Origin of the sequence: Terrabacter sp. 2RAF25 (genome assembly GCF_052115265.1) — a bacterium.
Classification (GTDB): domain Bacteria; phylum Actinomycetota; class Actinomycetes; order Actinomycetales; family Dermatophilaceae; genus Terrabacter.
The window spans coordinates 61,792-73,711 of record NZ_JBFRGJ010000010.1 but is presented as its reverse complement, the minus strand read 5'-3'; the positions used below and the strand labels follow the sequence as shown (position 1 = coordinate 73,711).

Annotated in this window: 8 protein-coding genes and 1 pseudogene; 7 read left to right on the top strand and 2 right to left on the bottom strand. The window is 70.9% G+C overall.

Annotated features, from left to right (window positions below):
• Window positions 1-197: 197 nt before the first annotated feature.
• Window positions 198-1,772, bottom strand: a complete 1,575-nt coding sequence (locus AB4091_RS20445; protein WP_442294467.1) for a M4 family metallopeptidase — start codon at window positions 1,770-1,772, stop codon at window positions 198-200.
• Window positions 1,773-2,317: 545 nt separating this feature from the next.
• The gene (locus AB4091_RS20440; RefSeq protein WP_442294465.1) at window positions 2,318-4,570 is read right to left on the bottom strand and encodes a HelD family protein; all 2,253 of its coding nucleotides are present in this window, start codon (window positions 4,568-4,570) and stop codon (window positions 2,318-2,320) included.
• 127 nt (window positions 4,571-4,697) lie between these two features.
• Between AB4091_RS20440 and AB4091_RS20435 the strand changes: the two genes are divergently transcribed.
• The 7 genes and pseudogenes from AB4091_RS20435 (at window position 4,698) to purL (ending at window position 11,884) form a co-directional block, all read left to right on the top strand.
• A complete protein-coding gene (locus tag AB4091_RS20435; RefSeq protein WP_442294463.1) occupies window positions 4,698-5,327 on the top strand; it encodes a GNAT family N-acetyltransferase in 630 nt (209 codons plus the stop codon).
• A gap of 10 nt (window positions 5,328-5,337) precedes the next feature.
• Window positions 5,338-6,615 (top strand): phosphoribosylamine--glycine ligase, encoded by a 1,278-nt coding sequence (gene purD, locus AB4091_RS20430; protein ID WP_442294461.1) that lies wholly within the window; start codon window positions 5,338-5,340, stop codon window positions 6,613-6,615.
• A 129-nt stretch (window positions 6,616-6,744) separates the two neighbouring features.
• On the top strand, window positions 6,745-7,650 hold the full coding sequence (locus AB4091_RS20425; protein WP_442294459.1) for a phosphoribosylaminoimidazolesuccinocarboxamide synthase: 906 nt from the start codon (window positions 6,745-6,747) through the stop codon (window positions 7,648-7,650).
• A gap of 134 nt (window positions 7,651-7,784) precedes the next feature.
• Window positions 7,785-8,411, top strand: coding sequence for a hypothetical protein (locus AB4091_RS20420; RefSeq protein ID WP_442294457.1), 627 nt, complete (start codon window positions 7,785-7,787; stop codon window positions 8,409-8,411).
• A 103-nt stretch (window positions 8,412-8,514) separates the two neighbouring features.
• Window positions 8,515-8,760: pseudogene (gene purS / locus AB4091_RS20415) on the top strand (phosphoribosylformylglycinamidine synthase subunit PurS); the annotation flags it as partial.
• Window positions 8,761-8,873: 113 nt separating this feature from the next.
• A complete protein-coding gene (purQ, locus tag AB4091_RS20410; protein ID WP_442294455.1) occupies window positions 8,874-9,569 on the top strand; it encodes a phosphoribosylformylglycinamidine synthase subunit PurQ in 696 nt (231 codons plus the stop codon).
• A complete protein-coding gene (gene purL / locus AB4091_RS20405) occupies window positions 9,566-11,884 on the top strand; it encodes a phosphoribosylformylglycinamidine synthase subunit PurL (RefSeq protein WP_442294453.1) in 2,319 nt (772 codons plus the stop codon). The genes purQ and purL overlap by 4 nt, the downstream gene beginning before the upstream one ends.
• The last annotated feature ends 36 nt before the right edge of the window (window positions 11,885-11,920 follow it).

Sequence of the window (11,920 nt, the reverse complement as noted above, 5' to 3'; positions counted from 1 at the left end):
GGCACCGACTTCACCACCGTCACCGACGAACGCGTCACCGAGGTCGAACACCTGCTCAACACCAGACCCCGAGCCACCCTCGGCTTCCACACCCCGGCCGTTAGGCTCAACGAACTACTCACCGTTGCACACACGAGTTGAGACCGCCCCCACTTCCCGACGTGGGGAAGTGGGCACTCGATCGTGGGGTGGGTGGGTCAGTTGACCCCGACTCCCGACCAAGCGGCCGCGGTGGCGTTGTACTGCGTGCTACCAGCGCCGTAGAGGTCCTTCGCGGCCGAGAGCATGCCCGTGCGGGCGCCGGCGTAGTTCGTCGATGAGGTCCAGTACGTCGTCAGGGCGCCGTACCAGATCGCGGCAGCGGCGTCATGGCCGATGCCGGTGAGGGTGGCGCCGTTGCAGGCCGTGGCCGAGTGCGTGACTCCACCGATGACCTTCGAACCCGTGCCTTCCGACAGGAGGTAGAACAGGTGGTTGCCGACACCGGAGGAGTAGTGGACGTCGAGCGATCCGACGCGCTTGCTCCAGCAGTCCGCGGACGCGCCGTCCTTGCTCGGCTTGTCCATCCATCGCAGCGGCGTGCCTGAGGTGTTGATCTTCTCGCCGATCAGGTAGTCGCCCTGGTCCGCGGCGTTCGCCGCGTAGAACTCGACCATCGTGCCGAAGACGTCCGAGGTCGACTCGTTGAGGCCACCCGACTCGCGCGAGTAGGTGAGTCCGGCCGTCGCGGAGGTGACGCCGTGGGTCATCTCGTGGCCGGCCACGTCGAGCGACACGAGCGGCGTGTAGCTGCCGCTGCCGTCGCCGTAGCGCATGCAGAAGCACGTGTCGGACCATGAGGCGTTGACCCAGCCGGAGCCGACGTGCACCAGGCTCTTGGCCGCGACGCCGTTGTTCTTGATGCCGTTGCGCCCGAAGACGTTCTTGTAGAAGTCCCACGTCTTCGCCACGCCGAAGGCGGCGTCGACGGCCGCGGTCTGCCGGTTCGAGTTGGAGCCGGTGCCCCAGGCGTTGTCGGCGTCGGTGTAGAGCGTGCCGCTCGTTGTCGTGGTCGCCGCGTTGTTGGCGTCCTCGGTGCGGGCTCCGCCGCGGGTGCCGTCGATGAGCTGGAACGAGCCGCCCGAGAGGGTCGCCTCGACCGGGACCGTGCCGAGGTAGAGGCTCTGCCCGCTGCCCGTGTCGGTCTGCTCCGTCGCCCAGCCGTCGACGACGTCGCCGGAGCGGGCGTCCACGAAGACGACCTTGCCGGCGGGCTCGTGGTGGGCACCCAGGCCGTCGACCTGGGTCTTCCAGACGAGGCGTGCGGGGCCGTTGATCGCGTAGACGGCGAGGGTCGGCATTGACGTGTTCACGGTGAAGTCGGCGGTGCGGGCAGCGGTCTGCGCCGCGGCTGCGCCTGCGACGATCGGCGTGGTCGACGCGACACGCACGGCGGTCGAGGCCGCGTTGACGCCCTTCCAGCCGCCGGCCTTGTCGGTGTGGACGACGAGGTCGCCGCCGATGACGGGCAGGCCCTTGAACGTGCGGTCGAAGCGGGCGTGGGTGGTGCCGTCAGCGTCGGTCGTGACGCTCTTGCTCTGGAGCACCTGATCGTTGTCGAGACCGAAGGCGTTCCCGTGGGCCCGGGCGGCCGCCACGGCCCGCTGGAGACCCACGCTGCCGGCGCCCGCGGGCTGACCCGCTGCCTGCGCGCCGCTCGTGGCGACGCCGGCGAGGGCGATGGCGGCGATCGCGGCTGAGGCGACCGTCGTCGTGATGAAGCTCTTCTTCAAGGCGTTCTCCTGGCTACCGATGTACCCCCGAGGGTGGTCGGATGACCTGCCGCAACAGTGGTCGGTGGCCGGTGCTCGCGCCAGCAGGGAGGAACAATGTTTGCCAGTGCGTGAAGGAGATTTTGTCGAACGAGAGGGCATCTCCCAGACAATTCCCAGTGAAGCCGGGAGCGCGCGAGCAGATCGGCTGTTCGGGCCGAGTCGCGCCGATGACAGGCTGAGGATGGGCCGCTGGAGCGGCGGGCGCCCAGCGCGACCGAGCGCAGGCATGGTGCGGGCGAGGGGCGAGATGCAGGGGGGTTGCATCTCGTCCCTCGCCCGGTGCGTCGTCCACATTGGGGGGCGGGACTTCGCCGTGCGCCAAGGGTCTCAGGGGGGAGGAGACGGCGGGGAGGGTAGGTTCGCTCGCCTTGGCGGTAAAACCAATCATCCCCCTCGGCGCGGGCACAGTCGACGGTTCATGGAATCCTTGAACAACTCTTTACCTATCGAAGACCGTCCCAAAACGACCCATCCCTCGCACGGAGGACCGGCTGCGCCACTGCTCAGGACAGCACGGTCATGCGGTGGGCCGCGCGGGTCAGCGCGACGTAGAGCACGCGTACGCCGCCGGGTGACTCACGGGTGATCTCGGCCGGGTCGACGACGACCGTTGCGTCGTACTCGAGGCCCTTGGTCGACATCGGGTCGACCACCTGAACCCGGCCCTCGGGCTCGGCGATCGGTGCCAGCGCCTCGGCGTGCCGGGCCGGGGTGATGACGGCGATCGCGCCCTCGACCTGGCCGAGCAGCTCGTCGACGGCGGCCCGCGTGGCGGCGAGCGCGTCGGGTCCGAGCGGGCTTTCGACGGGCTCCACCCCGGTCTCGCGCACGGCCTGGGGGATGTCGGCGTCGGGCACCTCACGGCGCACGACCTCGGCGGCGTAGTCGAAGATCTCGCGGGCGTTGCGGTAGTTCGTGTCCATGTGGAAGAGCTGGCGCCCCTGGGTGCCGAAGGCCTCCTCGCGCGCCGCGGCCGCCTCCGCGGCGTCCGGCCACGAGGCCTGGGCGGCATCGCCCACCACGGTCCACGACGCGTAGCGGCCACGACGGCCGATCATCCGCCACTGCATGGGCGAGAGGTCCTGCGCCTCGTCGACGAGCACGTGGGCGTACTCCTCGGGCCGCCCCAGGCGCCCGGCGAGCAGGCGCTCACGGGGCTCGGTGCGGACGACGGGAGCGCCCTCGTCGCGGGCAGCGCTGCGGACGGGCTGCACCTCGGTGACGCCGTACTGGCTGAGGTCGTCGAGCTCCTCGATCTCGTAGAAGCCGCGCTCCTCCTTCGGGGCCTCCTGGACCGCGCCGAGGCGGGCGGCGACGTCGTCGATGAGGGCGACATCGGCGACCGACCACGAGCCGACCTCGAGGGCAAGGCGGAACGACGCGGCCAGAGCCTCGATCTCGTTGTCGTGCAGGCTGCCCCGGGCGTGTCGGCGCACCAGAGCAGGGTCGCCCAGCCAGAGCAGCACCTCGCGGGGGTCGACCTGTGGCCACCAGGCCTCCATGAACGACTCGACGTCGAGGTGGTCCTCCCACTTGTCGAGGAACTCGGCCTTGGCGTCACGGTCGCCGGTGATGCCGAGCGAAGCCCACGCCGCCTCGCCGAGTGCGGCCTGGGCCGCCGCCGTGGCGGTGTTGCGCTGGTGCTGGCGCAGCACCTGCGCGCGCACCCGGTCGAGGTCACGCGCCTCGAGGCGCACGGGCCGGCCCGCCACCATGGCGCGCAGCTCGGTCGGCGACTCGGGCACGCGGCCGCGGGCAGCGGCGCTGAGGAGGCTGCGGATGCGTGTCGAGCCCTTGATGCGTGCCACGTCGGGTGGATCGAGGCGCTCGGTGTTGACGACGTCGAGCACGTCGCCGAGGGCGCGCAGCACGACGCTCTCCTCACCGAGCGACGGGAGCACCCGCTCGATGTATGCCGTGTAGGCGCCGGAGGGGCCGACGACGAGGATGCCGCCGGACTCGAACCGACGGCGGTCGGAGTAGAGCAGGTAGGCCGCGCGGTGCAGCGCCACGACGGTCTTTCCGGTGCCGGGGCCTCCGGTGATCTCGGTGACGCCGCGTGCGCTCGCGCGGATCGCCTCGTCCTGGTGGGCCTGGATGGTCGCGACGATGTCGCGCATGCGCTCGCCGCGGCTGCGGGTCAGGGCGGCCATCAGCGCGCCGTCGCCGACGATCACGAGGTCGTCGGGGGCCTCGGGCACCATCAGGTCGTCCTCGACGCCGATGACCGTCGTGCCGCGGCTGCGCAGGACGCGACGGCGGAGCACGCCCATCGGCTGGGCCGGAGTGGCGCGGTAGAACGCCGAGGCGGCGGGTGCCCGCCAGTCGATGACGAGGGGCTCGTAGTCGTCGTCACGCACGCCCAGGCGTCCGATGTAGCGGATCTCGCGGTCGTCGCCCGCGTCCGCGCCCGCGGCGGGACGGTGCCCGTTGCCGGACGCGTCGACCGGCGTGGCTGCGCGCAGCATGGCGTGGTCGATGTCGAGGCGGCCGAAGACGAGGCCTTCGTACTGGGTGTCGAGGGCCGAGCGCCGTTTCGCGGCGTGGAACATCAGGGCGTCGCGCTCGAAGAGCCCGGCACCTTCGGCGTCGCCGATCTCGACCTGCCGGCCGAACTGGCTGCGGGCCAGGCCCTCGGCCTGCACGACGTCGGCGCGCAAACCGGCCTTCTCGAGCTCCTCGTGCACACGGTCGACGTGCGCCTGCTCGACGGCGATCTCGCGGGCGAGCTCGTCGGGGATGCTCTTGGTCGACACCTGCGAGACGCCGCGGGATCCGGGCGCGCTGCTCCGCTGGGACGATGCGTTCGAAGTGGTCACTGACATCCAAGGGCTCTGAGGGGCGCCTGGGCGGCGCGGGAACCATCAAGTCTACTGTCATCGCATGCCCGCACCGGCCTGTGTCCCGCCCACCGGCGCGCCGCTCGTCGGCCGCTTCGTCCGCCTCGACGTGATGCGGCCGGCAGACGCGCCCGGGCTCTTCGCGATCTTCGGCGACCCCCGTTGCTACGAACAGGGATACGCGATGTCGCGAGTGCACGAGAACGTCGCCGACACGGAGGCGCTCGTGGACGCCTACATCGCTGCGCGCGAGGCGTGCCGAACGGCATACACGATCAGGCTCGTCGCCGACGGCGAGCTCGGTCCGGCGGGCACGATCGTGGGCACGAGCTCGCTCGGCGACGTCGACACGACCCGCGAGCACGTGCACCTCGGCTGGACGATGTACGGCTCGCGATGGTGGGGCACGCGGGTCAACCCCGAGAGCAAGCTCCTGCTCCTCGAGCACGCCTTCGACACGTGCGGGTTCGGTCGGGTCAAGATCCAGACCGACGTCATCAACGCACGGTCGCGCGCCGCCATCCTCAAGCTCGGCGCGACGTTCGAGGGAGTCACCCGCCGTGACGTGCGCCGGGCCGACGGGTCGTGGCGCGACTCGGCCGTCCACTCGATCCTCGTCGACGAGTGGCCCACGGTCCGGGCAGGGCTGCTGGCGCGTCTGGACGGCCCCTAGGCTGGGCGCCGTGAAGGTTCTCGTCCTCGGCTCCGGCGCCCGTGAACACGCACTCGTCAAGGCCGTCGCGGCCGATCCCGAGGTCGACGCGGTGATCGCGGCACCCGGCAACCCGGGCATCGACGCGACCGCGCTCTGCGTGCCCGTCGACATCCTCGACGGCGCCGCGGTCGCCGCTCTCGCCCGCGAGCACGAGGTCGACCTCGTCGTCGTCGGCCCCGAGGCGCCCCTGGTCGCCGGGGTCGCCGACGTATGCCGTGAGGCCGGGTTCGCCGTCTTCGGCCCCTCCGCCGAGGCCGCGCGCCTCGAGGGCAGCAAGTCCTTCGCCAAGGAGGTCATGGCCGCCGCCGACGTGCCGACGGCTCTCGCCCATGTGTGCACGACTGTCGACGAGGTCGAGGCCGCTCTCGACGCCCTCGGCGCGCCGCACGTCGTCAAGGACGACGGGCTCGCCGCCGGCAAGGGTGTCGTCGTCACCGACTCGCGGGACGTCGCGCTCGAGCACGCCCGAGCGTGCCTGGCGAAGCCCGACGGGCGCCTCGTCGTCGAGGAGTTCCTCGACGGTCCGGAGGTCTCGGTGTTCTGCGTCAGCGACGGCGAGACCGTCGTGGCGCTCTCGCCCGCGCAGGACTTCAAGCGCGTCGGCGACGACGACGCCGGCCTCAACACGGGCGGCATGGGCGCGTACTCCCCGCTCGAGTGGGCCCCCGACGGTCTCGCCGACGATGTCGTCACCCGGGTGGCCCAACCGACCATCGACGAGATGCGCCGCCGCGGCACCCCTTTCGTCGGGGCGCTCTACGTCGGCCTCGCGCTGACGTCGCGCGGCCCCAAGGTCATCGAGTTCAACGCGCGCTTCGGTGATCCCGACGGCCAGGCGTCGCTCGCACGGCTCGAGACACCGTTCGCCCAGCTGCTCCTGGCAGCCGCCACCGGTGGGCTCGGTGACTTCGGCCGGCTGCGCTGGTCGGGCGACCACGCGGTCGTCGTCGTGGTGGCCTCGGCCGGCTATCCCGAGGCGCCCCGCACGGGGGACCCGATCACGGGCCTCGACGCCGCGGCCGAGGTGCCCGGAGTCGTCGTGCTCCACGCCGGCACCCGCCTCGACGAGAACGGCACCCTCGTCTCGTCGGGCGGGCGAGTGCTCGACGTGGTCGCTGTGGGCGGGTCACTCGCGAAGGCCCGGCGGGCGGCATACGAGGCCGTGGACGTCATCGAGCTCGACGGCTCACACCATCGCACCGACATCGCGCTGCGGGCCGAACGCGGCGAGATCACGGTCGGCTGAGGCGAACCCACCGGGCTCGGCGCAGCCTCTCCCACGTGATCACGGTCGATGCCACGAGGAGGCACCGTCATGACCATCCCCATTCCCCCTGAACGCGCTGTGCCGGATCGCCCGAGCAGGTGGCAGGCTGTGCGCGTGACCGACCTACCGCTGGACCTGCCGGGCTACGAGCACATCTACTCCGGGAAGGTGCGCGACCTCTACGCGCCCCTCGACGACGCCGGCCAGGCCGTGCCCGACCAGCTGCTGCTCGTCGCCTCGAACCGACTCTCGGCGTACGACTGGATGATGTCGCCCGAGATCCCCGACAAGGGCGCCGTGCTGACCCGGCTCTCGCTGTGGTGGTTCGACCAGCTGGCCGACCTCGTGCCCAACCACGTGATCTCCACCGACGTGCCCGAGGCGGTCGCGGGCCGGGGGGTGCTCGTGCGCAAGCTCGAGATGCTCAAGGTGGAGGCGATCGCTCGCGCCTACCTCACGGGGGGCGGGCTCGAGGAGTACCGCGAGAAGGGCTCGGTCTCCGGGGTCGAGCTGCCCGAGGGCCTCGTCGACGGCTCGAAGCTGCCCGAGCCGGTGTTCACGCCGACGACGAAGGCCCCGGTGGGGGAGCACGACCTGCCGATGACGCCTGCCGAGGTCGAGGCCGAGGTGGGCGCGGACGTGGCCGCAGAGGTGTCGCGGCTGACCCGCGCCATCCTCGCGCGGGGCAACGAGATCGCTTCTGCCCGAGGCATCCTCATCGCCGACACCAAGGTCGAGTTCGGGGTCTCGCCGGACGGTTCTGGCGGTCTGGTTCTCGCCGACGAGGTGCTGACGCCCGACTCCTCACGGTTCTGGCCGGAGGACCTGTGGGAGCCGGGACACGCGCAGCCGTCGTACGACAAGCAGTTCGTGCGCGACTGGCTGACCTCGGCAGAGTCGGGCTGGGACCGCAAGGGCGGCGACGCACCTCCGGAGCTTCCCGCCCACATCGTCGAGCAGACGCGTGCCAAGTACGTCGAGGCCTACGAGCGACTGACCGGCGAGTCCTTCTGAGGCCACCGCGTTCGTACGCGTTCGGTCCCCTGGTGGCGGCCGCGTTGCCTCGTGCGTGGTGTGCCGGTGACAAGGAGACCGAACGCCCACGAGCAGGGCGGGCGCTGACGGACCACCCGGCATACGCTGCCCCCATGACTGAGCCCGTCGCCGACCGCGCGCCCATCGAGGCCGAGCGCTACGTCCTCCGCCAGAAGCTGACCCTGATGATCAACCGCTACGAGATCTTCCGGGCCGACGAGAACGGCACCGAGCTCGGCCTCCTCTGCTTCGCCGAGCAGAAGCGGATGGCGGCCAAGGAGCAGGTCACCTTCTACACCGACTCCGCCAAGACGCAGCCGCTCTTCGGCTTCAAGGCGCGCAAGCGCATCGACCTCGGTTCGGGCTACGACGTCACCGACAGCCAGGGGCAGCCGATCGGCTACTTCAAGAAGCAGTTCAAGGCCTCGCTCGTGAACTCGACGTGGACCCTGGCGCTGCCCGACGGGCGCGAGTTCCTCGGCCGCGAGCGCAACGCGAAGGTCGCTGTCGCCCGGCGCGTCTGGGAGCTCGTGCCGGTGATCGGCGAGATCCCGGTGCCGTTCCTCTTCCACTTCGACTTCGTCGCGCCCGACGGCTCGCTCGCGCTCAGCTCGACGAAGAAGGCGTCGGTCAAGGACGTCTACCACGTGTCCCTGCCGGCGCTCGCCGACGGGCGCGCGATGGACTGGCGGGTCGGCATGGCGATGGCGGTCGCTCTCGACGCGCTCCAGTCGCGCTGAGACGTGGTCGGTTGCGTGCGCGTCGCCCGATAGACTCGGGGCCGTCCCGAGGGACCCTAGGGACGCCACCATCGCCCATCCAGCGCAGGGAGAAGCACCACTGATGGGAAGCATCGTCGTCGACGTCATGCTCAAGCCCGAGATCCTCGACCCCCAGGGACAGGCCGTCGGCGGTGCCCTGCCGCGGCTCGGGTTCGACGGGTTCACCGACGTCCGCCAGGGCAAGCGCTTCGTGCTCACCGTCGACGGCGACGTCACGGACGAGCACCTCACGGCCGCTCGTGAGGCAGCCGAGACCCTCCTGTCCAACCCGGTCATCGAGGACGTGGTGTCCGTACGCGTGCTCGACGGTGCGCACGACGCCCCCTCGCCGGGGGGCGAGGAGCCCGAGCAGTCGGAGCAGTCGGAGCAGTCGGAGCAGTCGGAGGCCCAGCAGGCCGGCGACGCGGAGGACGGCCAGCAGTGAGGATCGGCGTCGTCACCTTTCCCGGTTCCCTCGACGACCGAGACGCGGCCAGGGCAGTGCGGGAGTGTGGCGGCGAGGCCGTCGCGCTCTGGCACGGTGACGCCGACCTTCGAGGCGTCGACGCGGTCATCCTCCCCGGCGGCTTCTCCTACGGCGACTACCTGCGCTGCGGTGCCATCGCCCGGTTCGCCCCCGTCATGGACGCCCTCGTGCCGGCGGCCAAGGGTGGTCTTCCGGTGCTCGGCATCTGCAACGGCTTCCAGGTGCTCACCGAGAGCCACCTGCTCCCCGGCGCGCTGATCCGCAACGACCACCGCAAGTTCAACTGCGTCGACCAGCGGCTCGTCGTCGAGAACGCCTCCACCGCCTGGACCTCCGACTTCGAGGCCGGCCAGGAGATCACGATCGTCCTCAAGAACGGCGAGGGCGGCTACGTCGCCGACCACAAGACCCTCGACAAGCTCGAGGGCGACGGACGCGTCGTGTTCCGCTACGTGCCCGACGCGCAGGGGCGCAACCCCAACGGCTCCTACCGCAACATCGCCGGCATCACCAACAAGCGCGGCAACGTCGTCGGTCTCATGCCGCACCCCGAGCACGCTGTCGAGGCCGGCTACGGCCCGAGCCTCGACGGGCGCGCCTTCTTCACCTCGATCATCACGAAGACCCTCGAGAGCGCGGCCAACGCATGAGCGACACCCAGACCGTCCAGCAGGCGCCCGCCGAGCCGGTCCTCGACACCGTCGAGCACGCGGCCGGCACGCCCGACGTCGAGCTGCCGTGGGCCGAGCTGGGCCTCAAGCCGGACGAGTACGCGAACATCCGCGAGATCATCGGGCGCCGGCCGACCATCGCCGAGCTCGCGATGTACTCCGTCATGTGGAGCGAGCACTGCTCCTACAAGTCGAGCAAGATCCACTTCAAGCTGTGGGGCGAGAACACCACCGACGAGATGCGCGAGAAGCTGCTCGTCGGCATCGGTGAGAACGCCGGCGTCGTCGACATCGGTGACGGCTGGGCGGTGACCTTCAAGGTCGAGTCGCACAACCACCCGTCCTACGTCGAGCCCTACCAGGGCGCCGCGACCGGCGTCGGCGGCATCATCCGCGACATCATGTCGATGGGCGCCCGCCCGATCGCGGTCATGGACCCCCTCCGGTTCGGCAACCTGCACCACCCCGACACCCAGCGTGTGCTGCCCGGCGTCGTCGCGGGCGTCGGCGGCTACGGCAACTGCATCGGGCTGCCCAACATCGGCGGCGAGGTCGTCTTCGACGACTGCTACCAGGGCAACCCGCTCGTCAACGCGCTCTGCGTCGGCGCGATGCGCGTCGAGGACATCCACCTCGCCAAAGCCTCGGGCGTCGGCAACAAGGTGATCCTCTTCGGCGCGAAGACCGGCGGCGACGGCATCGGCGGCGTCTCGGTGCTCGCGTCCGAGACCTTCGACGAGGGCGGCCCGACCAAGCGCCCCGCCGTGCAGGTCGGCGACCCGTTTGCCGAGAAGGTGCTCATCGAGTGCTGCCTCGACCTCTACAAGGCCGGCGTCGTCGACGGCATCCAGGACCTCGGTGGCGCCGGGCTCTCCTGTGCGACGAGTGAGCTCGCCTCCAACGGTGACGGCGGCATGCAGGTCGAGCTCGACCTCGTGCCCCTGCGCGACGCGAGCCTGCAGCCGCAGGAGATCCTCATGTCGGAGTCGCAGGAGCGCATGATGGCGGTCGTCGAGCCGAAGCACCTCGACGAGTTCATGGCCATCACCGACAAGTGGGACGTCGAGGCAACCGTCATCGGCGAGGTCACCGACGGCGACCACCTCGTCATCACCTGGCACGGCGAGACCATCGTCGACGTGCCGCCGCGCTCGGTCGCGCACGAGGGCCCGACCTACGACCGCCCGCTGGCCCGGCCGGCATACCTCGACGGGCTCAACGCGTCGGGCACCGGCGAGCTGGCCAAGCCCGGGACGGGCGACGACATCCGCGCCCAGCTGCTGACGCTGCTCGGCTCGCCGAACCTCTGCGACAAGTCGTGGATCACCGACCAGTACGACCGTTACGTGCTCGGCAACACCGCGCTCTCGCAGCCCGACGACTCCGGCGTCGTCCGCGTCGACGAGGAGACGGGTCGGGGCGTCGCGATCTCCACCGACTGCAACGGCCGCTTCGCCAAGCTCGACCCGTATGCCGGCGCGCAGCTCGCGCTCGCCGAGGCCTACCGCAACGTCGCCACCGCCGGCGCCGCCCCGCTCGCGGTCACCGACTGCCTCAACTTCGGCTCGCCGGAGGACCCGGGCGTCATGTGGCAGTTCCGCGAGTCGATCCGCGGCATCGCCGAGGGCTGCAAGTTCCTCGGCATCCCGGTCACCGGCGGCAACGTGAGCTTCTACAACCAGACCGGCGACGTCGCGATCCACCCGACCCCAGTGATCGGCGTGCTCGGCGTCATGGACGACGTCTCCAAGCGCTCGGGCTCCGGCTTCCGCAGCGACGACGCCCACGTCTACCTGCTCGGCACCACCCGCGACGAGCTCGACGGGTCGGAGTGGGCGCACGTCATCCACAAGCACCTCGGCGGGCACCCGCCGCGCGTGGACCTCGCGGCCGAGCGGGCCCTCGGGCGGGTCCTGGTCGAGGCCGCCCGCAGCGGCATCGTCGAGGCGGCCCACGACCTCTCAGAGGGCGGTCTCGCCATCGCCCTGGCCGAGGCGTGCATGCGGCACGGCGTCGGCGTCACCATCGACGGTCTCGACCGGGTCGGCGTCGACGACGACGGCAACCCGCTCGACGCGTTCACCGCGCTCTTCTCCGAGTCGAGCGCCCGCGCGCTCGTCGCGGTGCCGGCCGGCCACGCCGCCGAGTTCGAGGCGCTGTTCGGCGACCTGCCGCACGCGCGCATCGGCGTGACGGGCGGTCGCGACCTCGACATCACGGGTGTCTTCACGGCGTCCGTGGCCGAGCTGAAGTCGGCGCACGAGTTCACGCTCCCAGCGGTCTTCGGGGCCTGATCTCTCGGTCTCCACACGGACGAAGGGCGAGCACCG

Excerpts from the sequence above, each read along its gene's own strand:
- AB4091_RS20420 (WP_442294457.1), top strand. The coding sequence starts at position 7,785 with ATGACTGAGCCCGTCGCCGACCGCGCGCCCATCGAGGCCGAGCGCTAC.
- purL (WP_442294453.1), top strand. The coding sequence starts at position 9,566 with ATGAGCGACACCCAGACCGTCCAGCAGGCGCCCGCCGAGCCGGTCCTC.
- AB4091_RS20435 (WP_442294463.1), top strand. The coding sequence starts at position 4,698 with ATGCCCGCACCGGCCTGTGTCCCGCCCACCGGCGCGCCGCTCGTCGGC.